The sequence below is a fragment of the Pseudomonas sp. PS02302 genome (assembly GCF_029959585.1).
Taxonomy (GTDB): Bacteria; Pseudomonadota; Gammaproteobacteria; order Pseudomonadales; family Pseudomonadaceae; genus Chryseomonas; species Chryseomonas aestiva.
Genome location: NZ_JASCON010000032.1, coordinates 22,170 through 43,261, shown reverse-complemented (window position 1 = coordinate 43,261; position 21,092 = coordinate 22,170). Strand labels below are relative to the sequence as shown.

At 66.1% G+C, this 21,092-nt stretch carries 19 protein-coding genes; 11 read left to right on the top strand and 8 right to left on the bottom strand.

Translation table 11 applies throughout. The features are described from left to right. Positions 1-8 precede the first annotated feature (8 nt). The 5 genes from QMX82_RS12805 to QMX82_RS12785 all read right to left on the bottom strand — a co-directional run bounded on the left by QMX82_RS12805 (position 9) and on the right by QMX82_RS12785 (position 4,770). Positions 9-422 (bottom strand): cytidine deaminase, encoded by a 414-nt coding sequence (locus QMX82_RS12805; RefSeq protein ID WP_273805799.1) that lies wholly within the window; start codon positions 420-422, stop codon positions 9-11. A gap of 13 nt (positions 423-435) precedes the next feature. Next, on the bottom strand, positions 436-1,371 hold the full coding sequence (locus QMX82_RS12800; RefSeq protein WP_282284065.1) for a nucleoside-specific channel-forming protein Tsx: 936 nt from the start codon (positions 1,369-1,371) through the stop codon (positions 436-438). A 151-nt stretch (positions 1,372-1,522) separates the two neighbouring features. After that, positions 1,523-2,785, bottom strand: coding sequence for a NupC/NupG family nucleoside CNT transporter (locus tag QMX82_RS12795; protein ID WP_133861916.1), 1,263 nt, complete (start codon positions 2,783-2,785; stop codon positions 1,523-1,525). A gap of 105 nt (positions 2,786-2,890) precedes the next feature. After that, entirely contained in the window at positions 2,891-3,598 is a 708-nt protein-coding gene (sfsA, locus tag QMX82_RS12790; RefSeq protein ID WP_282284062.1) for a DNA/RNA nuclease SfsA, read from the bottom strand. After that, positions 3,595-4,770 carry a pyridoxal phosphate-dependent aminotransferase gene (locus tag QMX82_RS12785; protein ID WP_282284060.1) on the bottom strand — a complete coding sequence of 392 codons (1,176 nt, stop codon included), beginning with the start codon at positions 4,768-4,770 and terminating at the stop codon, positions 3,595-3,597. The genes sfsA and QMX82_RS12785 overlap by 4 nt, the downstream gene beginning before the upstream one ends. 291 nt (positions 4,771-5,061) lie before the next feature. Here QMX82_RS12785 and dksA point away from each other — a divergent pair, with 291 nt between their 5' ends. Then, the gene (dksA, locus tag QMX82_RS12780; RefSeq protein ID WP_007159704.1) at positions 5,062-5,505 is read left to right on the top strand and encodes an RNA polymerase-binding protein DksA; all 444 of its coding nucleotides are present in this window, start codon (positions 5,062-5,064) and stop codon (positions 5,503-5,505) included. Between the two features lie 84 nt (positions 5,506-5,589). Further along, positions 5,590-6,480, top strand: a complete 891-nt coding sequence (gene gluQRS, locus QMX82_RS12775) for a tRNA glutamyl-Q(34) synthetase GluQRS (protein WP_282284057.1) — start codon at positions 5,590-5,592, stop codon at positions 6,478-6,480. Here gluQRS and QMX82_RS12770 read toward each other — a convergent pair. Next, entirely contained in the window at positions 6,477-6,893 is a 417-nt protein-coding gene (locus QMX82_RS12770) for a VOC family protein (RefSeq protein ID WP_282284055.1), read from the bottom strand. The two genes, gluQRS and QMX82_RS12770, sit on opposite strands and share 4 nt — an antisense overlap. Before the next feature lie 104 nt (positions 6,894-6,997). Here QMX82_RS12770 and QMX82_RS12765 point away from each other — a divergent pair, with 104 nt between their 5' ends. The 9 genes from QMX82_RS12765 to acs all read left to right on the top strand — a co-directional run bounded on the left by QMX82_RS12765 (position 6,998) and on the right by acs (position 19,933). Continuing rightward, positions 6,998-7,174, top strand: a complete 177-nt coding sequence (locus tag QMX82_RS12765) for a hypothetical protein (protein WP_007159707.1) — start codon at positions 6,998-7,000, stop codon at positions 7,172-7,174. Continuing rightward, positions 7,158-10,106, top strand: coding sequence for a sensor histidine kinase (locus QMX82_RS12760; protein ID WP_133861921.1), 2,949 nt, complete (start codon positions 7,158-7,160; stop codon positions 10,104-10,106). The genes QMX82_RS12765 and QMX82_RS12760 overlap by 17 nt, the downstream gene beginning before the upstream one ends. A gap of 115 nt (positions 10,107-10,221) precedes the next feature. After that, the gene (locus QMX82_RS12755) at positions 10,222-11,643 is read left to right on the top strand and encodes a sigma-54-dependent transcriptional regulator (protein WP_208693655.1); all 1,422 of its coding nucleotides are present in this window, start codon (positions 10,222-10,224) and stop codon (positions 11,641-11,643) included. A 698-nt stretch (positions 11,644-12,341) separates the two neighbouring features. Beyond that, positions 12,342-13,733, top strand: a complete 1,392-nt coding sequence (locus QMX82_RS12750; protein ID WP_282284014.1) for a polynucleotide adenylyltransferase PcnB — start codon at positions 12,342-12,344, stop codon at positions 13,731-13,733. Then, the gene (gene folK, locus QMX82_RS12745) at positions 13,730-14,233 is read left to right on the top strand and encodes a 2-amino-4-hydroxy-6-hydroxymethyldihydropteridine diphosphokinase (RefSeq protein ID WP_442969388.1); all 504 of its coding nucleotides are present in this window, start codon (positions 13,730-13,732) and stop codon (positions 14,231-14,233) included. Before QMX82_RS12750 ends, folK begins: the two co-directional genes overlap by 4 nt. Positions 14,234-14,362: 129 nt before the next feature. Beyond that, complete coding sequence (gene panB, locus QMX82_RS12740; RefSeq protein ID WP_282284010.1) at positions 14,363-15,163, top strand: 3-methyl-2-oxobutanoate hydroxymethyltransferase; 801 nt, start codon at positions 14,363-14,365, stop codon at positions 15,161-15,163. After that, complete coding sequence (gene panC / locus QMX82_RS12735; protein WP_282284009.1) at positions 15,160-16,017, top strand: pantoate--beta-alanine ligase; 858 nt, start codon at positions 15,160-15,162, stop codon at positions 16,015-16,017. The genes panB and panC overlap by 4 nt, the downstream gene beginning before the upstream one ends. Before the next feature lie 181 nt (positions 16,018-16,198). Further along, positions 16,199-17,863, top strand: a complete 1,665-nt coding sequence (gene pgi / locus QMX82_RS12730) for a glucose-6-phosphate isomerase (RefSeq protein ID WP_208693650.1) — start codon at positions 16,199-16,201, stop codon at positions 17,861-17,863. A gap of 126 nt (positions 17,864-17,989) precedes the next feature. Continuing rightward, the gene (gene acs / locus QMX82_RS12725; RefSeq protein WP_282284006.1) at positions 17,990-19,933 is read left to right on the top strand and encodes an acetate--CoA ligase; all 1,944 of its coding nucleotides are present in this window, start codon (positions 17,990-17,992) and stop codon (positions 19,931-19,933) included. 53 nt (positions 19,934-19,986) lie between these two features. On the opposite strand, the gene QMX82_RS12720 is transcribed toward acs, so the two are convergent. Together QMX82_RS12720 and QMX82_RS12715 are read right to left on the bottom strand one after the other, a co-directional pair. Next, on the bottom strand, positions 19,987-20,439 hold the full coding sequence (locus tag QMX82_RS12720; RefSeq protein WP_208693648.1) for a PA2169 family four-helix-bundle protein: 453 nt from the start codon (positions 20,437-20,439) through the stop codon (positions 19,987-19,989). Between the two features lie 77 nt (positions 20,440-20,516). Further along, positions 20,517-20,876 carry a BON domain-containing protein gene (locus tag QMX82_RS12715; RefSeq protein ID WP_282284004.1) on the bottom strand — a complete coding sequence of 120 codons (360 nt, stop codon included), beginning with the start codon at positions 20,874-20,876 and terminating at the stop codon, positions 20,517-20,519. Between the last annotated feature and the right edge of the window lie 216 nt (positions 20,877-21,092).

Genomic DNA, 21,092 nt, shown 5'->3' with positions numbered 1-21,092 from the left:
CGGACTCCTTAGAAGTCTTCGAAGGCGCCGGGCAGCAGCTCGGCCAGGGTCCAGGTGCGGGTGCGCCCGGGTTCGCTGCCGCTGCAGACGATGGTCGCGTCGGGCGCCATCAGCTCCAGCAGCACCTGCCGGCAGGCGCCGCAGGGACTGATCAGGGGGACGCCCGGCGCGTGGATGGCCATGGCGGTGAAGCTGCGCGGCGGCAGGCCCCGGCTGATGGCGGCGAACAGGGCGCTGCGCTCGGCGCAGTTGGTCAGGCCGTAGGAGATGTTTTCCACGTTGCAGCCATGGATGACCTCACCCTCGGCGGTCAGCAGGGCGGCGCCCACGGGAAATTCCGAATGCGGACAGTAGGCGCGCTCGGCCGCAGCGACCGCTTCCGGAAGCAGTGCGGCGAGGTGCGCAGGCAGGTTGGTGCTCATGACAGTCTCCAGATCAGAATTGATAACCCACCCCCGCATAGTAGCCCCAGCCGTTGGAGCGACCCTCGAAGTCGCCCTCGCCGAAGTTCAGCTCGGTGCCGTCGCGCCAGTTGCCGCCATTGTGGAAGTGCCGCGCCGCGAACATGAAGCGCAGGTGGGTGAAGGCATAGAGCAGCACGTTGGTGGACACGGTGGCATTGGCCGTACGCCCCGGCTCGTCGCCCAGCTTCGAGCCGAAATCGAAGTTGGTGAAGCCGACATAGGTCAGGGAGGCGCCGTTGTCGAACCTGGCCAGTGGCCAGATGTACTTGAGCTGGGCCCGATAGCCGTCCCAGGAATCCTCGTTGGCGGCGCCATAGTTTTCCCATTGGCGGCGGCCGTACAGGTTGGCGGACAGCAGTACCGGGCTATGGGTCTCGATGTCGGTCCCGAAGCCGGCGTAGAGGGTGTTCTGTCGACTGGCCTGACTGCTGCCATGATCGTAGATCCAGTCGAAGGCCAGGTACCACTCCTTGAACGGCCCGAAAGCCAGCGAGCGACCCGTGAGCTGATCGAGGGAGATCCGCGGCTCGTGCTCCATGAACAGGGGCGAGCCGCGGTCCCAGACGCCGGAGTCGTGGCTGTTGCCGATGCTCAGCACCTTGGGCACGTCGATGTAGCCATAGAGTTCGAAGGGCCCCTTGCGGCCGAAGTACTCGTACTCCAGATAGACGTCGTCCACGGGCTGCGGGCCGAAGCTGATGTCCTTGCTGCCGATCAGGGTCAGATCCTGGTTGTACCAGGACGACAGATAGGGCGAGCGATTTTCCGTCTGTTGCGCGGCGGGACTGGCGGTCTCGCCCTGGGCGCTGTCGGTCGCGACAGCGGGAGCGGCCAACAGCTGAGTGCTGCAGCAGAGCAGGAGCGGTAAGGCGCCGAAGCGCACGCGACGGGGGCGGGAAAAGGTCATGAGAAGGGTTCCTGAGCGAAAGCCTTGAGAAGCCGCGGACAACGCGTGGCGGCGAAGCAGGAGCACGCCATGGTCATCCGCTGTTACGTTTTGGCGCACCCAGGCCAGCTGTGCACCATAAAGTGGACCGGATGGTCCAATCGGCATCGACCTAGAGGCCGATGAAAAAGCCGGCCAGGGCCGCGCTCATCAGGTTGGCCAGGGTGCCGCCGAGCATGGCGCGCAGGCCCAGCTGCGCCAGTTCGTGACGCCGCTGCGGGGCGATGCCGCCCAGGCCGCCGAGCTGGATGGCGATGGAGGAGAGATTGGCGAAGCCGCACAGGGCGAAGGTGACGATGACCTGGGTGTGCGCCGACAGCGGCTGGACGCCAGCCGCCGCCGACTTGACCGGGTCCAGGTAGGTCGAGAGGTCGGCATAGGCGACGAATTCGTTGAGCACCAGCTTCTGGCCGATGAAGCCACCGGCCTGCACCGCCTCGTTCCAGGGCACCCCGATGAGGAAGGCCACCGGCGCCAGCAGATAGCCCAGCACCAGTTGCATGCTCAGTTGCGGCACGCCGAACCAGGCGCCGCACCAGCCGAGGATGCCGTTGAGCAGGGCGATCAGGGCGATGAAGGCCAGCAGCATGGCACCGACCGCCAGGGCGATGCGCAGGCCGACCTGGGCGCCTTCGGCGGCCGCATCTATGACGTTGGCCGGACGCTCCTCCCCTTCCCCCAGGGTCTTCATGGCCTGGTCGCGCGGCTGCTCGGTCTCCGGCTCCATCAGCTTGGCCATCAGCAGTCCGCCCGGGGCGGCCATGAAGCTGGCGGCGATCAGGTACTTGAGCTCCACGCCCATGCCGGCGTAGCCCAGCAGCACCGAACCGGCCACCGCGGCGAACCCGCCAACCATGATGGCGAACAGCTCCGAGCGGGTGAGATCGGCGATGAAGGGCCGTACCACCAGCGGCATTTCCGACTGACCGAGAAACAGCGTCGCGGTGACCGTGGTGGATTCCACCCGGCTGGTGCCGAGTAGGGCGTGCAAGGCCCCGCCCACCACACGGATGATCCAGCCCATGATGCCCAGGTAGTAGAGCACCGCGATCAGACTGCCGAAGAACACGATCAGAGGCAGCACCCGCACGGCGAAAACGAAGCCGCCGTTACCGAAGTACTCGAACATCCTCGGTCCGGCGAGACCGCCGAAGAGGAATTCGATGCCCTTGTCGGCATAGAGCTGCAGCGAAGAGACGGCTCCGGAGACGCTGCCGAGCACCTGCTGGCCCCAGGGAATGTAGAGGACGAACAGGCCGAGTCCTGCCTGCAACAGAAAGGCCGCGAGCACGGTACGCACGCGAATGGCGCGGCGCTGGCGGGAAAAGAGGATGGCGATGGCCACCAGCAACAGCATGCCCAGCACAGAGATCATCAAGAGACTCCTGACAGGATCGCCCGATAGCGGCGATCGATGGGCGATATCCGTAAGCAAGGCGCCTGCCAGATCCTGTCCGGGCGATCAGCTTTTTGTGACTGCTCAGTCAGCGAGGCGTAGCGGTCGGTCCAGCTGCAGACCCGCGGGCGAGAGCCGTGCCCCATAAGCCAGCACCTGCACGCCCTGCCGGCGGGCTTCGCCCAAGGCCAGGGCATAGGCGGCATCGATCTCCGCCGCCGGGCGCACCGCCTCGATACCGTCGAGCAGCACGCAATAGAGCAGTACCGCCCGCTCGCCAGCCGCGGCCAGGGCCGCCAGCTCGCGCAGATGGCGGGTCCCGCGGGTGGTCACGGCATCGGGAAAGGCGGCGACCGTGGTGTCGGCAAAACCCAGGGTGACGCTCTTCACCTCCAGGTACAGCGGCCCCGCGGGATACTCCAGGCGGAAATCGGCGCGACTGTTCTCCAGGCCGTAGGCCACCTCCCGGCGCAGGGCAGTGAAGCCGGCCAGCTCGGGAATGCCACCCGCCAGCAGGGCCTCTTCCACCAGGCGATTGGCGCGGGCGGTATTGATGCAGGCCAGGCGCCCGTGATCCGTCTCGACCAGTTCCCAGGTGCCGGGCAGCTTGCGCTTGGGACCACTGGCCCGACTGAACCAGACGCGGGCTCCCGCCGGCTGGCAATGGCGCATGGACCCGGTATTGGGACAGTGCAGGGTCAGTACCTCGCCGCTGGCGGTCTCGATGTCGGCGAGAAAGCGCTTGTAGCGGCGCAGCAGGCGACCTTCCTCCAGGGGCGGATCGAATCTCACCGGGCCCTCCAGCGCTGCAGGCCCTGGGCGATGCGAGCGACGGCCTCTTCCAGGCGCGGCAGCGACTGGGTGTAGGCGAAGCGCACATGGGTGTCGGCGCGGTAGCGACCGAAGTCCAGGCCGGGGGTGATGGCCACGTGCTCGGTCTCCAGCAGGAACTGGCAGAAGGCAAAGGCATCGCCGCCGAAGGCGGAGATGTCGGCATAGAGATAGAAGGCGCCCTGGGGCTCGACGGCGATTTCGAAGCCCAGGCCACGCAGCGCCGGCAGCAGGTAGTCGCGACGGCGGGCGAATTCGGCGCGCCGCTCTTCGAAGATGGCCATGGCCGCCGGGGTGAAACAGGCCAGGGCGGCCTGCTGGGCCACGGTGGAGGCGCTGATGTAGAGATTCTGCGCCAGTTTTTCCAGCTCCGGCACGGCGGCGGGCGGCGCCACCAGCCAGCCGAGGCGCCAGCCGGTCATGCCGAAGTACTTGGAGAAGCTGTTGAGCACAAAGGCCGAATCGTCCACCTCCAGCACGCTGGGGGCGTCCAGGCCGTAGGTCAGGCCGTGGTAGATCTCGTCCACCACCAGGTGACCACCCCGCGCCCTGAGCGCGGCCGACAGCCCGGCGAGTTCATCGCGATCGAGCAGGGTGCCGGTCGGATTGGCCGGCGAAGCCACCAGGGCGCCGACGCTGGCCGGTTGCCAGTGCCGCTCGACCAGCTCGGGCGTGAGCTGGTAGCGGGTGTCGGCACCGACCGGGATCAGCTGGGCTGCGCCTTCCACCAGGCGCAGGAAGTGCCTGTTGCAGGGATAGCCGGGATCGGCCAGCAGCCAGTGCCGCCCGGGATCGACCAGCAGGGCGCTGGCCAGCAGCAGGGCGCCCGAGCCGCCGGGGGTGATCAGCACCCGCTCCGGATCCAGGTCGATGCCGTAGCGCTCGCCATAGAAGGCGGCGATGGCGCGGCGCAACTCCGGCAGGCCGCGGGCCGCGGTATAGCGGGTCTGACCGGCTGCCAGCGCGGCCTGGCCAGCGGCGACCACCGGGGCGGCGGTGGTGAAATCGGGCTCGCCGATCTCCAGGTGGATGACGTCGTGGCCGGCGGTCTGGAGCTGGTTGGCGCGCTCCAGCAGGGCCATCACGTGGAAGGGCTCGATGGCCTGGCTGCGTGCGCTGTAGGAATTGGACATGGACAGGGTCCGAACTTGTGGCGAAGGCGGGATTCTAACCAAGGCTTCGCAGGCCGGCACCCGCCGCGTCAGCAAGGAGCGGGAGGCCAGTAGTAGCGCCCCCTGGAAGCTTCTGGTAAGTTCGCCGGCTTGCATCCGCAGGGCGACTGGCCAGTCGAGAACATATTCAGCCTGGCGTCGGCATTGCGCGGGACGCCATCGGCAGCCACAGCCTCCAGGCGTTCCAACATGGAGAGGCCTGGAAACGCATCCAGCCTGTGGACAGGATCAGCGAAAGTGAGAGGGTCAATCATGCCCAGCGAAGCAAATCAGCAGAACAATCATCTGGCCCGTGGCTACGAACCCTACCAGCCTGCCAAGGGCGAGGAATACATGAGTGAGCGCATGCGCGCCCACTTCACCGGCATTCTGAACAAGTGGAAGCAGGAACTGCGCGAAGAAGTCGATCGCACCGTGCACCACATGAAGGAAGAGGCGGCCAACTTCGCCGACCCGGCCGACCGCGCGACCCAGGAAGAGGAATTCAGCCTGGAACTGCGTGCCCGCGACCGCGAGCGCAAGCTGATCAAGAAGATCGACGAGACGCTGCAGCTGATCGAAGACAACGAATACGGCTGGTGCGACTCCTGCGGCGTGGAAATCGGTATCCGTCGTCTGGAAGCCCGCCCGACCGCCAGTCTGTGCATCGACTGCAAGACCCTGGCCGAGATCCGCGAGAAGCAGACCGGGACCTGAGTCCTGCTGCCTCACCGACGAGGGCGCTACGGCGCCCTTTGTTCTGTTCAGATTTCGGTTTTTCCGGCATTCACAGGATGAGCTATGTCCAGGCGCCCCTATGTCGGCCGTTTCGCCCCCACGCCCAGCGGCTATCTGCACTTCGGCTCGCTGGTCGCCGCCCTCGCCTCCTACCTGGATGCCCGCGCCGCGGGCGGGCGCTGGCTGGTGCGCATGGAAGACCTGGATCCGCCGCGCGAGGTCCCGGGCGCCCAGGCGGCCATCCTCACCACCCTGGAGGCCTATGGCTTCGAATGGGACGGCCCGGTGCTGCGCCAGAGCGAGCGCCTCGACGCCTATCGCGCGGTCATCGCACAGTGGCTGGCCAGCGGGCTGGCCTATGCCTGCGACTGCTCGCGCAAGCAGCTCGAAGGCAGTGGCGGGCGCTACCCCGGCTCCTGCCGCAATCGCGGGCTGCCGGCGACGGACGCCGCCCTCCGCATCCGCGTCCCTGAGCTGGACTACCGCTTCGTCGACCAGGTGCAGGGCGAATTCCGCCAGCACCTGGGACGCGAGGTGGGCGACTTCGTCATCCAGCGTCGCGACGGCCTTATCGCCTACCAGCTGGCGGTGGTGATGGACGATGCCCTGCAGGGCATCACCGACGTGGTGCGGGGCGCCGACCTGCTGGATTCCACGCCGCGCCAGCTCTATCTGCAGGAATTGCTCGGCCATCCGGCGCCGCGCTATCTGCACGTGCCGCTGCTGATCCAGCCCGATGGCCACAAGCTGGGCAAAAGTTACCGCTCGCCACCGCTGCCAGCCGAACAGGCCGGCGCCCTGCTGGTACGCGCCCTGCGTACCCTGGGCCAGCCAACCCAGCCAGCGCTGGCCGAGGAGCCCCCGCCCCGGGTGCTGGCCTGGGGCGTCGCCCACTGGGACGCCACGCTGATCCCGCGGGTGCCCCACCTGGCCGAAGCCCAGCTGCCGGCCTAGTAGTTGGGCCAGAGTACGGGCGTGACCAGTTCCAGCAGGTGCCCGTCCGGATCGCGGAAATACAGGCTGATCGCGCCCCGTGGCCACTGGGTGCGTTCCTCGATGGCGACCTCGGCGGCTGCCAGGTGCGCGATCCAGGCGTCCAGTTCATCCGCCGCGATTGCCAGGGCCAGGTGCTGACAGCCCTGGGCGCCGTGAGGGGGGATGCAGCCGCCCGGCAACCTGACGGGTTGCTCGGTAGTGCCCCGCTGGAACAGCAACAGGACGCTGGCGCCCACCGCATAGGCGGCCAGACGTTCGTCGGCGAACAGCGGCGCCAGGCCCAGCACCTCGTCATAGAAGCGTCGGGCCCTGGGCAGATCGGCGACATAGAGCGCGGTTTCCAGTACGGCCGCGAGGCGGGGCCTGGTCATCGAGGATCTCCAGCGGACAAGGATGCCTTCACGGTAGAAGCCTCCCTCTCCGGGGCACAGCGCTTTTGCTTTACCATGGCGCCATCGCCGTTCGGGAACCGCGCATGTACATCTACCGGTTGGTCCTGCTCCTCGTGGTAGGCATCTATCTGTTCTCCCCCGCCATCATGGATTGGTGGATCGCTCCCAGCGGCGCCTGGTATCGGCCCTACCTGCTGTGGCTCATTCTCATCGTGGTGACCTTCATCCTGCAGAGCCAGCGCGATGCCGACGAGCTTTAGTCTGTCCCAACTGGTCCTGATCAGCGCCGGTTACCTGCTGATCTTCTTTGGCGTCGCCTGGATGACCGAGAAGGGCTGGGTGCCGCGCCGGCTGGTGCGCCATCCGCTGATCTACACCCTGTCGCTGGGCGTCTATGCCAGCGCCTGGGCCTTCTATGGCACCGTGGGCCTGGCCTACGATTACGGCTATGGCTTTCTCGCCTATTACCTGGGGCTGTGCGGCGCCTTTCTGCTGGCGCCGGTATTGCTCTACCCCATCCTGCGCCTGACCCGCGCCTACCAGCTGGCGTCCCTGGCCGATCTCTTCGCCTTCCGCTTCCGCAGTACCTGGGCCGGCGCCCTGACCAGTCTGGGCATGCTGATCGCCGTGCTGCCACTGCTGGCGCTGCAGATCCAGGCGGTGGCCACCAGCACCGGCATCCTGGTGCAGGCCCGCGCCCAGGACGCCCCGGCGCTGGGCTTCTGCCTGCTGATCACCCTGTTCGCCATGCTCTTCGGCGCGCGCCAGATCAACTCCAAGGAGCGCCACGAGGGCCTGGTGGTGGCCATCGCCTTCGAATCCCTGGTCAAGCTGCTGGCCCTGGGCATCGTCGGCGGCGTCACCCTCTATACCGTGTTCGGCGGCCCCAACGGCCTGGAGACCTGGCTGCAGCAGAACCAGAGCGCCCTCTCCACCCTGCACACCCCGCTGCAGGAAGGCCCCTGGCGGATCCTGCTGCTGGTGTTCTTCGCCGCGGCCATCGTCACCCCGCACATGTACCACATGGCCTTTACCGAAAATCTCAGCCCTCAGGCGCTGGTCAGCGCCAGCTGGGGCCTGCCGCTGTTCCTGCTGCTGATCAGCCTGGCGGTGCCGCCGATTCTCTGGGGTGGCCTGGCGCTGGGTTCGCCGACGCCGCCGGAGTACTTCACCCTGGGCGTGGGCCTGGCGCTGGACAATCCGCTGCTGGCGCTGGTGGCCTTCGTCGGCGGCCTGTCGGCCGCCAGCGGCCTGATCATCGTGGTGACCATGGCGCTGTCGGGCATGCTGCTCAACCACATCGTGCTGCCGCTCTACCAGCCGCCCACCGACGGCAACATCTATCGCTGGCTGCGCATGACCCGGCGCCTGCTGATCGCCGCCATCATCCTCGGCAGCTACGGCTTCTATCGCCTGCTGCAGGGCCATGGCGATCTCTCCAGCCTGGGCATCGTCTCCTTTGTCGCCACCGTGCAATTCCTGCCCGGCGCGCTGTCGGTGCTCTACTGGCAGACGGCCAATCGCAAGGGTTTCATCGCCGGCCTGCTGTGCGGCCTGGGCCTGTGGTTCCTGAGCATGCTCATGCCGCTGGTGGCCGACATCAATCCGCTGCACATCGGCGTCTTCAGCTATCGCATCAGCGCCAGCAACTGGCACCTCGCCGCCGTGGCCTCGCTGACCGTCAACGTGCTGGTGTTCGCCCTGGTCTCGCTGTTCACCGAAGCCAGCGAAGAAGAGAAGAGCGCCGCCGAGGCCTGCGCGGTGGACAACGTCCGCCGTCCGCAGCGCCGCGAACTGGCGGCCAGCTCGCCCCAGGACTTCGCGGCCCAGCTGGCCAAGCCGCTGGGCGCCAAGACCGCGCAAAAGGAAGTCGAGCGCGCCCTGGCCGACCTGCTGCTGCCCTATGACGAACGCCGCCCCTATGCCCTGCGCCGGTTGCGCGATCGCATCGAGGCCAACCTCTCGGGCCTGATGGGCCCGCGGGTCGCCCAGGACATCGTCGAGACCTTTCTGCCGTTCAAGGCGGAAAGCGAGGCCTATGCCACCGAAGACATCCACTTCATCGAGAATCGCCTGGAAGACTACCAGTCGCGCCTGACGGGTCTTGCCGCCGAGCTGGACGCCCTGCGCCGCTATCACCGCCAGACCCTGCAGGAATTGCCCATGGGCGTCTGCTCCCTGGCCCGCGACCGTGAGATCCTCATGTGGAACCGCGCCATGGAAGAACTCACCGGCATCGATGGCGCCCGGGTGGTGGGCTCGCGCCTGAGTGCCCTGCCCGATCCCTGGCAGGACCTGTTCGAGCGCTTTCTCGCCGAGCCGGCGCAGCAGCACCTCTACAAGCAGCGCCTGCCCCAGGAACATGAGCAGCGCTGGCTCAATCTGCACAAGGCGACTATCGACGAACCCCTGGCGGTGGGCAGCAACGGCACGGTGCTGGTGGTGGAAGACATCAGCGAGACCCAGCTGCTGGAAGACCGCCTGATCCACTCCGAGCGTCTGGCGTCCATCGGCCGGCTGGCCGCGGGCGTCGCCCACGAGATCGGCAACCCGGTCACCGGCATCGCCTGCCTGGCGCAGAATCTGCGCGAGGAGCGCGAGGCGGACGAAGAGATCGACGAGATCAGCAGCCAGATCATCGAGCAGACCCGCCGCATCACCCGCATCGTCCAGTCGCTGATGAGTTTCGCCCACGCCGGCGGCCGCCAGCAGGCCCACGAACCGGTATGCGTGGCCGAGGCGGCGCAGGAGGCCATCGCCCTGCTCTCGCTCAATCGGCAGAGCGTGGACGTCGACTTCTTCAATCTCTGCGACCCGGAACACCTGGTGCAGGGCGATCCCCAACGGCTGGTGCAGGTGATGATCAACCTGCTGTCCAACGCCCGCGACGCCTCGCCGGCCGGCGCGCCGATCCGCGTGCGCAGCGAGGCCCATGGCCAGACCGTGACCCTGAGCGTCGAAGACGAAGGCAGCGGCATTCCCAAGGCCATCGTCAGTCGGCTGTTCGAACCCTTCTTCACCACCAAGGATCCGGGCAAGGGGACAGGGCTTGGCTTGGCGCTGGTCTATTCCATCGTAGAAGAGCATTATGGTCAGATAATGATCGATAGTCCTACCGACCCCGTGACCGGCCAGGGCACCCGCATTCGGGTACTGCTGCCGCGCTATCTCGGGTTGCCGGAGGCGCCGTGACGGACCCATCCGCCTGCTGGATGGATCTGCTAAAGCATTCGGAAGTCCAGACGACCGCGACAACACACGCTGCCTGGCGTGGGTCGTCTTGCCTTCCCGTAAGAGAGCGCACTTGATGGCCCATATCCTGATTGTCGAAGACGAGAAGATCATCCGTTCGGCGCTGCGCCGCCTGCTCGAGCGCAACCAGTTCCGTGTCAGCGAAGCCGGCTCCGTCCAGGAAGCCCAGGATCTCTACGACGTTCCCAGCTTCGATCTCGTCATCAGCGATCTGCGCCTGCCCGGCGCCCCCGGTACCGAGATGATCGATCTCGCCAAGGGCAAGCCGGTGCTGATCATGACCAGCTACGCCAGCCTTCGCTCGGCGGTCGATTCCATGAAGCAGGGCGCGGTGGACTACATCGCCAAGCCCTTCGACCACGACGAGATGCTGCAGGCCGTGGCGCGCATCCTGGTGGAGCGCGAGCAGCGCCCGCCGATGGCCGCCGAGGAAAGCGTCACGCCGGCACCAGCGCCGGCCACCGGCGAGATCGGCATCATCGGCAACTGCGCGCCGATGCAGGATCTCTTCGGCAAGATCCGCAAGGTCGCGCCCACCGACTCCACCGTGCTGATCCAGGGTGAATCGGGTACCGGCAAGGAACTGGTAGCGCGGGCACTGCACAATCTGTCGCGGCGGGCCAAGGCGCCGCTGATCTCGGTCAACTGCGCGGCCATTCCCGAGACCCTGATCGAATCCGAACTCTTCGGCCACGAGAAGGGTGCCTTCACCGGCGCCAGTGCCAGCCGTACCGGTCTGGTGGAAGCGGCCGACGGCGGCACCCTGTTTCTCGACGAGATCGGCGAATTGCCGCTGGAGGCCCAGGCACGCCTGCTGCGCGTGCTGCAGGAAGGCGAGATTCGCCGGGTCGGCTCGGTGCAGTCGCAAAAGGTCGATGTGCGCCTGATCGCCGCGACCCACCGGGATCTCAAGGGCCTGGCCAAGATCGGCCAGTTCCGCGAAGACCTCTTCTATCGCCTCAATGTCATCTCCCTGCGTCTGCCCGCCCTGCGCGAACGTGGCGGCGACGTCATGGAGATCGCCCGGGTGTTCCTCGCTCGCCAGTCGGCGCGCATGAGTCGCCCAGGCCTGAAGTTCGGCGCCGAAGCCGAGGCCGCCATTCGCCACTACAACTGGCCGGGCAACGTACGTGAACTGGAGAACGCCATCGAGCGCTCGGTGATTCTCAGCGAAGGCCAGGAGATCAGTGCCGATCAACTGGGCATCGACATCGAGCTCGGCGACCTGGAGCTGGCCGACAGCTACCTGGATCCGCTGCCGAGCACGGGACTGGGTAACGGCAATGGCGCCCACGAGCCCACCGAGGACCTGTCGCTGGAGGACTACTTCCAGCACTTCGTGCTCGAACACCAGGACCACATGACCGAGACCGAGCTGGCGCGCAAGCTGGGCGTCAGCCGCAAGTGCCTCTGGGAACGTCGTCAGCGCCTGGGCATCCCGCGGCGCAAGGCCAGCGCCAGTAGCGACGCCTCCTGATCCATACCGGGACGTGACAGCCTTGCACGTCCCGCGGTAACACCTCTCCAGTCCCTCCCCCATCCTTTGCAATGTGTTACCGCCGTAACAGCCGGCGGGTTCAGCGGTAACGAAAATCTGCCTGTAGCCCCTGAGCAAAAAGGCTACATTTTTCGCAAGACATTGAAAATAAAGGATTTTATAAAACTGGCACGGCATCTGCTTTATGTTCTCGTACAAGAACAATAAGAACGTACCCCAGCCATAACAAAAACAAGACGTAGCGACTCCAGCACAATAAGAACAAGCAGGCGGAGGCGTAGCTAACTGATCATTTTGGAGAAGAGTCGTCTAGCGGGATGGTCCGCGCGATGTCAGGCCAGAGAACAACAAAACTGCCCCGAGGCAGCACCCGTACCAGGCAGAGCAGGAATGATCCTGACGGCATCAGCTTCCAAAGTAATCCGTTTGCTCTTGGCTCTAGACTTCAGAGCCTTTCCGGCGGCAGGTAACCGCACGGAACAGACCACACAAGAAAAACAAGAGGTCTGGATAAACAATAAAAACAAAGCACGTACCACTTTGGGGGGGAGCTTCGGCTCCCCCAGTGCCTTTGACAGCCTCCCCTCCCTCGTTCAAGATCCCCTCCTTATCTATTGCGCAACGGTTCCCGCCGTGGGCCAGATTGCGTATAGCCGTCTCTCCGAACAGAAACTCGCATGCTGAAGAAGCTGATCCAGACTCTGCGCTCGCCCTTGCGGCGTACCCCGGCCGCGCCTGCCTTGCCCATCGAACTGCCCCGCAGTCAGCATGCTCTGGAACGAGAGCGCATCAGCCGCTACGCCCTGAGCGTCGTCGAGCGGCTGGAAAAGGCGGGTTATCAGGCCTACCTAGTGGGCGGTTGCGTCCGGGACCTGCTGCTGGGCTTCGAGCCCAAGGACTTCGATGTCGCCACCAGTGCCACGCCCGAACAGGTGCGGGCCGAATTCCGCAATGCACGGGTCATCGGTCGGCGTTTCAAGCTGGTCCACGTGCATTTCGGCCGCGAGATCATCGAGGTCGCGACCTTCCGCGCCAACCATCCCACCGGCGATGCCGAGGACGAGGCCCAGGGCTCGCGCCATGAAAGCGGCCGGATCCTGCGCGACAACATCTATGGCAACCATGAACAGGATGCCCAGCGGCGCGACTTCACCATCAACGCGCTCTACTACGATGCCAGCGGCGAACGCATCCTCGACTACGCCAATGGCACCCAGGACATCCGCCTGCGGCAGATCCGCCTGATCGGTGACCCCGAGCAGCGCTACCAGGAAGACCCGGTACGGATGCTGCGCGCCGTGCGCTTCGCCGCCAAGCTGGACTTCCAGATCGAGACCGCCACCGCCGAACCCATCAGTCGCGTGGCACCGCTGCTGCGGGACATTCCCGCACCGCGCCTGTTCGACGAGGTGATCAAGCTGCTGCTCGGCGGCAAGGCCGAACGCACCTTCGAGCTGCTCTGCCAGTACGGCCTGTTCGCCCCGCTGTTTCCGGCCAGTGGCGAAGCCCTGGAACGCGACCCGGAATACGCCGGCAGCCTGATTCGCCAGGCCCTGGCCAATACCGATACCCGCATCCGTGAAGGCAAGCCGGTCACTCCGGCTTTCCTGTTCGCCGCCCTGCTCTGGCCGGCCCTGCCCGAGCGCGTCCGTCATCATCAGGACCTCGGTCTGGCGCCGATTCCGGCCATGCAGGAAGCCGCCCACGACCTGACCGTGCAGCAGTGCCAACGGACCGCCGTCCCCAAGCGCTTCACCCTGCCGATGCGCGAGATCTGGGACATGCAGGAACGCCTGCAGCGTCGTCAGGGCAAGCGCGCCGATCAGCTGCTGGAAAATCCGCGCTTCCGTGCCGGCTACGATTTCCTCCTGCTGCGCGAGAGCGCGGGCGAAGAGACCGGTGGCCTGGGCGACTGGTGGACGCGCTACCAGGAGGTCGGTGACAGCCAGCGGCGCGAGATGATCAAGAACCTCAGCCGGGACGAAGGCGCGCCGGCCAAGCGTCGCCGCCGGGGCGGCAGCAGTCGCAAGCGGCGCACCTCGGATGCGCCCACCGCCGGCGACGAATGATGGAACGGGTCTATCTCGGCCTGGGCAGCAACCTGGCCGAGCCGCGGCGGCAGCTGGACGCCGCCCTGGAGGCCCTGGCCAGCCTGCCCGAGAGTCAGGTGGTGGCGGTCTCCGCCTTCTATGCCAGCGACCCCCTGGGTCCGCCCGACCAGCCGCGCTACGTCAATGCCGTCGCCGCGCTGGACACCGCCCTCGCCCCCCTGGCGCTGCTCGACGCCACCCAGGCCATCGAGCAGCAGCAGGGCCGCGTGCGCAAGGACGAACGCTGGGGTCCGCGCACCCTGGACATCGACATTCTGCTGTTCGGCGAACGGCTGATCGACGAGCCACGCCTGCAGGTGCCGCACTATCACCTCCAGGCCCGCGCCTTCGTGCTCTATCCGCTGGCCGAGCTGGCTCCCGCGCTGCACCTGCCCGACGGCCGCCACTTGCCGGACCTGCTGTCCACCTGCCCTTTCGAAGGCCTGGAGCGGCTGCTACCGTCGTCACTCAGCCGGTAACACAGCCGTAACACCGAGCATTGACTTGTGCCGGACGCGCCGGGACTATATCAGCCGTTTGCGCGTGGCCACCCCGCGCCCGCGGCGCCCAGACAACAACCATAGCGCCGTCCCACGAGGACCCCTTGCATGCCTGATATCAGCCTCACGACCCTTCAGGGGCTCAAGCAGCGCGGCGAAAAGATCGCCATGCTGACCGCCTACGATGCCACCTTCGCCCAGGCCGCCAGCCAGGCCGGCGTGGAGATGCTGCTCGTCGGCGATTCCCTCGGCATGGTGCTGCAGGGTCACGACAGCACCCTGCCGGTGACCCTCGACGACATGGTCTACCACACCGCCTGCGTCAAGCGCGGCCATGCGGGGGCCTTCATCGTCGCCGACCTGTCGTTCATGACCTATGCCACCCTGGAGCAAACCCTGACCAGCGCCGGTCGCCTGATGCAGGCGGGTGCGCAGATGGTCAAGCTCGAGGGCGATGCCTGGCTGGCCGAGCCGATTCGCCGCCTGGCCGCCAATGGCGTGCCGGTCTGCGCCCACCTGGGCCTGACGCCCCAGTCGGTCAATGTCTTCGGCGGCTTCAAGGTGCAGGGCCGCGATCCGCTCCGCGCGCAGCAGCTGCGCGAGGCCGCGCGGGAGCTGGAAGAAGCCGGCGCGGCCATGCTGCTGCTGGAATGCGTGCCCTCGGCGCTGGCCGAGGAAATCACCCGGGCCGCCCGGGTACCGGTGATCGGTATCGGCGCCGGTGCCGCCACCGATGGCCAGGTGCTGGTGCTGCACGACATGCTCGGCCTGGCCCTGCGCGGGCGCACGCCGAAATTCGTCCGCAACTTCATGGCCGGTCAGGACAGCATCCAGGCTGCCCTGGCGGCCTACGTCGCCGCCGTCAAGGACGGCAGCTTTCCCGCTCCCGAACACGGATTCTCCGCATGAAAACGGTCCATAGCGTCCGCGAACTGCGCGCCGCCGTTGCCGCCGCGCGCCGCCAGGGCCTGCGCATCGGCCTGGTGCCCACCATGGGCAATCTGCACGCCGGCCATATCGCCCTGGTGGAGACCGCCCGGCGCCACGCCGACTTCGTGGTGGCGAGCATCTTCGTCAATCCGCTGCAGTTCGGCCCCGGCGAGGATCTGGACACCTACCCACGCACCCTGGCGGAAGACAGCCGCCAGCTGAACGAGGCCCATTGCGATCTGCTGTTCGCACCGGCGGTGGCGGAGATGTATCCCAGCGGCATGGACGGCCTGGCCCGGGTGAACGTCCCCCAGGTCTCGGAAGGCCTCTGCGGCGCACGCCGTCCCGGGCATTTCGAGGGCGTGGCGACGGTGGTCACCAAGCTGTTCCAGATGGCGCAACCGGACGTGGCGGTGTTTGGCGAAAAGGACTATCAGCAGCTGGCGGTGATCCGCAAGCTGGTGCAGGACCTGGACATGCCCATCGAGATCGTCGCCCAGCCGACGGTGCGGGCCACCGACGGCCTGGCGCTGTCGTCCCGCAATGGCTATCTCGATGACGGCCAGCGCGCCAGTGCGCCCTGCCTGTACAGCCTGCTCAGGCGGCTCGCCGATCAGCTCGCCGCCGGCGCCGCGGTCGAGCCGACCCTGGCCGCCGGTGTCGCCGAACTGCAAGCTCAGGGGCTTAGGGTGGACTACCTGGAACTGCGTGAGCAGCTGAGTCTGCAACCGGCCGGGCCGGACACCTCGGCGCTGGTCCTGCTGGTGGCGGCCTACCTCGGCCAGACCCGCCTGATCGACAACCTGAGCTTTCGCCGCAGGGCCCGAGTGTGACGCAACCGAAGGTTAGCTCACCCGCCCCTGACTGAACCCTGGAAGCCCGGAACATACCGGGCTTTTTCATGCTCGAAGCGCGGCGCCACGACCGGCGTCTCGCGGTCACCGACTTTCTCTTGCAAGCCAGCGGCTTGTGGGGCACAACAGCAAACAAGAGCCACCAAGGAAAAGCCTACCCATGGAGTACTATCAACATCCTCTCGACGTGACCCAGCTCGCCTCCTGGAAAGCGCTGCAAGAGCACCGCAAGGCCATGCAGAATTTCCGCATGCGCGACGCCTTCGCCGCCGACCCGCAGCGGTTCACGCAGTTCTCCCTGAACACCAGTGGTCTGTTCCTCGACTATTCCAAGAATCTCATCACCGAGCAGACCCGTGAGCTGCTGGTGAACCTGGCTCGTGAAGCGGGCCTGGAAGGCGCCATCCACACCCTGTTCGACGGCGCCTACGTCAACTCCTCCGAACACCGCCCCGCCCTGCACACCGCCCTGCGCCGCCCGGTGGGCGACAGCGTCCAGATCGACGGCCAGGACATCATGCCCGAGGTGCACCGGGTCCTGAACCAGATGACCCAGCTGGTCACCCGCATCCACAACGGCCTCTGGCGCGGCTATACCGAGAAGCCGATCACCGACGTGGTCAACATCGGCATCGGTGGCTCCTTCCTCGGTCCGCAACTGGTCTCCGAGGCGCTGGTGCCCTTCACCCAGCGCGGCGTGCGTTGCCACTACCTCGCCAACATCGATGGCAGCGAATTCCGCGAGGTGACCTCCAAGCTCGCCGCCGACACCACCCTGTTCATCGTCTCCTCCAAGTCCTTCGGCACCCTGGAGACCCTGAAGAACGCCCAGGCCGCCCGCGCCTGGTGCCTGGCCCAGGGCTGTCCGGAGCCGGAGCTGCACAAGCACTTCATCGCCGTCTCCAGCAACGTCAAGGTGGCGGTGGAATTCGGCATCGCCGAAGAGAACATCTTCCCCATGTGGGATTGGGTCGGCGGTCGCTATTCGCTGTGGTCGGCGATCGGCCTGCCCATCGCCCTGGCCATCGGCATGTCCAACTTCAAGGACCTGCTGGCCGGCGCCTATGCCATGGACCAGCACTTCACCAGCGCCCCCTTCGAAGAGAACATGCCGGTGCTGCTGGGCCTGCTCGGGGTCTGGTACGGCAATTTCTGGGGCGCGACCAGTCACGCCATCCTGCCCTACGACCACCACCTGCGTAACTTCGTGAAGCACCTGCAGCAGCTGGACATGGAGTCCAACGGCAAGAGCGTGCGTCAGGACGGCTCACCGGTGAGTGTGGAGACCGGCCCGGTGATCTGGGGCGGCGTCGGCTGCAACGGTCAGCACGCCTACCACCAGCTGCTGCACCAGGGCACCCACCTGATCCCCGGCGACTTCATCGTGCCGGTGGTGAGCCACAACCCGGTGGCCGATCACCAGCAGTGGCTCTATGCCAACTGCCTGTCGCAGAGCCAGGCGCTGATGCTGGGCAAGACCCGCGAAGAAGCCGAGGTCGAGCTGCGCGAGAAGGGCCTGGGCGAAGCCGAGATCGCCAAGCTGGCGCCGCACAAGGTGATCCCGGGCAACCGCCCGAGCAACACCCTGGTGCTGGAGCGCATCTCGCCGCGGCGCCTCGGTGCGCTGGTGGCCCTGTACGAGCACAAGGTGTTCGTGCAAAGCGTCATCTGGGGCATCAACTGCTTCGACCAGTGGGGCGTCGAGTTGGGCAAGGAGCTGGGCAAGGACGTCTACCAGCACATCATCGGCCGCAGCGAAGGCAAGGCCGACGATGGTTCGACTCAGGGCCTGATCGACTACTTCCGCGGTCGTCACCGCGGCTGATCGATCAAGGTCCGCTCGGAAAAGCGCCGCTCTGCGGCGCTTTTTTCGTTTTATCGCCTCGCTGAACCCCGGCAGGCCATCCGCGGCCTAAACTAGGAGCACAACAACACCTAGAAGGAGCCGGCCATGAGCCAACGCTATCCCGTGCCCGAGAGCCTGAGTGCCCGCACCCACCTCGACGAAGCCCGTTATCGCGAGCTCTACCAGCGCTCGGTGGAACAGCCGGAGCGCTTCTGGAGCGAACAGGCCAGCGCCCTGCTCGACTGGTCGCGCACCTGGGACGAAGTCCATAGCGGCGATCTGCGCCAGGGCCAGACCCGCTGGTTCAGCGGTGGCCAGCTCAACGTCGCCTACAACTGCATCGATCGCCACCTGGGCGCTCGAGCCGAGCAGACCGCCATCCTCTGGGAAGGCGACGACCCCGCCGACAGCCAGGCCATCAGCTATCGCCAGTTGCACGAGCGCGTCAGCCGCCTGGCCAATGTGCTCAAGGATCGCGGGGTCAGGAAAGGCGACCGCGTCTGCCTCTATTCGCCGATGATTCCCGAGGCGGCCTACGCCATGCTCGCCTGCGCCCGCATCGGCGCGGTGCACTCGGTGGTGTTCGGCGGCTTCTCGCCCGAGGCGTTGCGCGACCGCATCCTCGATGCCGACTGCCGGGTGGTGATCACCGCCGACGAGGGTGTACGCGGCGGCAAGCGTGTCCCGCTCAAGGCCAATGTCGACAAGGCCCTGGCCAAGTGCCCGGAGGTCCACACGGTGGTCATGGTCGAACGCACCGGCGCCGACGTGCCCCGTCAGGAGGGGCGCGACCTGCCCTATGCCCAGGCAGTGGCCGCGGCGTCGCCCGACTGCCCGGCGGAGCCCATGGACGCCGAGGATCCGCTGTTCATCCTCTACACCTCCGGCTCCACCGGCAAACCCAAGGGCGTGCTGCACACCACCGGTGGCTACCTGCTGGGCGCCACCCTGAGCTTCAAGTACCTCTTCGACTACCACGAGGGTCAGGTCTTCTGGTGCACCGCCGACGTTGGCTGGGTCACCGGCCACAGCTATATCGTCTACGGCCCCCTGGCCAATGGCGCCACCACCCTGATGTTCGAAGGCGTACCGAGCTATCCCGATGCCAGTCGCCTCTGGCAGGTGGTGGACAAGCACCAGGTCAACATCTTCTATACCGCCCCCACCGCCCTGCGCGCCCTGATGCGCGAAGGCGACGGGCCGGTACAGCGCACCTCGCGCAAGAGCCTGCAGCTGCTGGGCAGCGTCGGCGAGCCGATCAATCCCGAGGCCTGGGAGTGGTATCACCGGGTAGTGGGCGAAGGGCGCTGTCCTATCGTCGACACCTGGTGGCAGACCGAGACCGGCAGCATCCTGATCGCCCCGCCCCCTGGCGCCCTGGCACTGAAACCGGGCTCGGCCACCCTGCCCTTCTTTGGCGTCCAGCCGGTGCTGCTGGACGAGCAGGGCAAGGAAATCGAGGGCCCCGGCAGTGGCGTACTGGCGATCAAGGCCAGCTGGCCGAGCCAGATTCGCACTGTCTATGGTGATCACCAGCGCCTGATCGACACCTATTTCAGTGCCTATCCGGGTTACTACTTCACCGGCGACGGCGCACGCCGGGACGAAGATGGCTACTACTGGATCACCGGGCGGGTGGACGATGTGCTCAATGTGTCCGGCCACCGCATCGGGACCGCCGAGGTGGAAAGCGTGCTGACCGAACATGCGGACGTGGCCGAAGCCGCCGTGGTGGGCTGCCCCCACGAGGTCAAGGGTCAGGCGGTCTATGCCTTCGTCACCACCAAGGGCGGGGTGACCCCGAGCGACGAACTCAAGGCCCGCCTGCGCCAGCAGGTGGCCGACGAGATCGGCAGCTTCGCCAAGCCGGAATTCCTGCAGTGGGCACCCGCCCTGCCCAAGACCCGCTCCGGCAAGATCATGAGACGCATCCTGCGCAAGATCGCTTGCGACGAGCTGGACAGTCTGGGCGATACCTCGACCCTGGCCGATCCTTCGGTGGTCGACAGCCTGATCGACGCCCGCCTCAATCGCGCGCCACAAGGCTGAACGCCGGCCCAAAGAAAAGCCCCGCCTAGGCGGGGCTGTTTCTGCGCGCAGCCTTAGTGGGCGGCTTGCATACGATGCTTGAGGTCACGCATGCGATCATGGGTCGCACGGGCCTTTTGCAGCTGGCTGCGCAGGTTGGCCTGGGCATCCGGGGTGGCGTGTTCGTTGACGGCACGCTCCAGCGCGTGCAGCAGGCGGTCTTCCTGCTCTTCCAGCTCGCTGACGTAGGTGACTTCTTCCTTTTCCTTGCTGGCAAAGGAGGTTTTGACGTCGGTGTAGTACTTGCGGAAGCTGCCGGCGAAGGTGCCTTGCTCGGCGGGCTTCTCACCCGCAGCCGATACCTGGCTGCTCAGGGCGCTGATGATCTCGGCCTTGCTCTGGGCGATCTCGGTGAACAGAGCCTTCAATTCGGGGTTCTTCACTTCGGTGAGGGCGTGCTCGTAGAAGTTCTTGCCGTCACGGGCGATCTCGATCAGATCGTTGAGGGTTTCGGTCGTGCTGGTCATGGCAGTTCTCCGGGGTGAAGGACAGGGGGTGATGGCAGCGCGCGGCGCCGCCATCGTGCCGGGTGTACCGGGCGTTCTTACTGGGCGGCTTTCAGCGCATCAGCCGACACGGCCTTGACGCCCTTGATGGCCTTGGCTTCCTTGATCGCCAGGTCGCGCTGGGCTTCGGTTGCCACGGTGCCGGACAGGGACACGACACCCTTGTTGGTCTCGACCTTGATCGAGGTGCCCTTGATGTGTTCGTCGGCCAGGAAAGATGCTTTCACCTTGCTGGTGATCCAGGTATCGGATGCGGCATCTTCGGTCTTGTCCATGGTGGTGTTGGCAGCCAGGGTCATGTTCTGGCTGGTGGCAGCAAAGGCACCGCCGGCCAGCGGCAGGCTCAGAACGGAAGCGGTGACGGCGGCGAGGGCGAAAGTACCGAAAGTCTTTTTCATGAGATGACTCCTGTTTTCCTTGGTTGTACTGCGCTCAGGTCCTGGCAGCAGCGACCTAGATGTAGAGCGCAACGGCCGCGCCGAATTCCGAAACTTGTTAAAGACGTTATTTATCAATGGCTTATGTAAAATAGGTGAAAGCAAGAAGCGGGCAAAATGCAATTGGCAGGTGGATAGGCCTGGTAATTTGCACGAGGTCAGATGACTCTTGAGCCT

Bases quoted from the DNA above. Each gene is read 5' to 3' on its own strand.
- QMX82_RS12760 (WP_133861921.1), top strand. From the start codon at position 7,158: ATGCCGACGAGCTTTAGTCTGTCCCAACTGGTCCTGATCAGCGCCGGT.
- pgi (WP_208693650.1), top strand. From the start codon at position 16,199: ATGGAGTACTATCAACATCCTCTCGACGTGACCCAGCTCGCCTCCTGG.
- QMX82_RS12770 (WP_282284055.1), bottom strand. From the start codon at position 6,893: ATGACCAGGCCCCGCCTCGCGGCCGTACTGGAAACCGCGCTCTATGTC.
- QMX82_RS12765 (WP_007159707.1), top strand. From the start codon at position 6,998: ATGTACATCTACCGGTTGGTCCTGCTCCTCGTGGTAGGCATCTATCTG.
- panB (WP_282284010.1), top strand. From the start codon at position 14,363: ATGCCTGATATCAGCCTCACGACCCTTCAGGGGCTCAAGCAGCGCGGC.
- folK (WP_442969388.1), top strand. From the start codon at position 13,730: ATGATGGAACGGGTCTATCTCGGCCTGGGCAGCAACCTGGCCGAGCCG.
- QMX82_RS12720 (WP_208693648.1), bottom strand. From the start codon at position 20,439: ATGACCAGCACGACCGAAACCCTCAACGATCTGATCGAGATCGCCCGT.
- QMX82_RS12750 (WP_282284014.1), top strand. From the start codon at position 12,342: ATGCTGAAGAAGCTGATCCAGACTCTGCGCTCGCCCTTGCGGCGTACC.
- dksA (WP_007159704.1), top strand. From the start codon at position 5,062: ATGCCCAGCGAAGCAAATCAGCAGAACAATCATCTGGCCCGTGGCTAC.
- QMX82_RS12715 (WP_282284004.1), bottom strand. From the start codon at position 20,876: ATGAAAAAGACTTTCGGTACTTTCGCCCTCGCCGCCGTCACCGCTTCC.
- QMX82_RS12805 (WP_273805799.1), bottom strand. From the start codon at position 422: ATGAGCACCAACCTGCCTGCGCACCTCGCCGCACTGCTTCCGGAAGCG.
- QMX82_RS12755 (WP_208693655.1), top strand. From the start codon at position 10,222: ATGGCCCATATCCTGATTGTCGAAGACGAGAAGATCATCCGTTCGGCG.
- QMX82_RS12785 (WP_282284060.1), bottom strand. From the start codon at position 4,770: ATGTCCAATTCCTACAGCGCACGCAGCCAGGCCATCGAGCCCTTCCAC.
- QMX82_RS12795 (WP_133861916.1), bottom strand. From the start codon at position 2,785: ATGATCTCTGTGCTGGGCATGCTGTTGCTGGTGGCCATCGCCATCCTC.
- QMX82_RS12800 (WP_282284065.1), bottom strand. From the start codon at position 1,371: ATGACCTTTTCCCGCCCCCGTCGCGTGCGCTTCGGCGCCTTACCGCTC.
- panC (WP_282284009.1), top strand. From the start codon at position 15,160: ATGAAAACGGTCCATAGCGTCCGCGAACTGCGCGCCGCCGTTGCCGCC.
- gluQRS (WP_282284057.1), top strand. From the start codon at position 5,590: ATGTCCAGGCGCCCCTATGTCGGCCGTTTCGCCCCCACGCCCAGCGGC.
- acs (WP_282284006.1), top strand. From the start codon at position 17,990: ATGAGCCAACGCTATCCCGTGCCCGAGAGCCTGAGTGCCCGCACCCAC.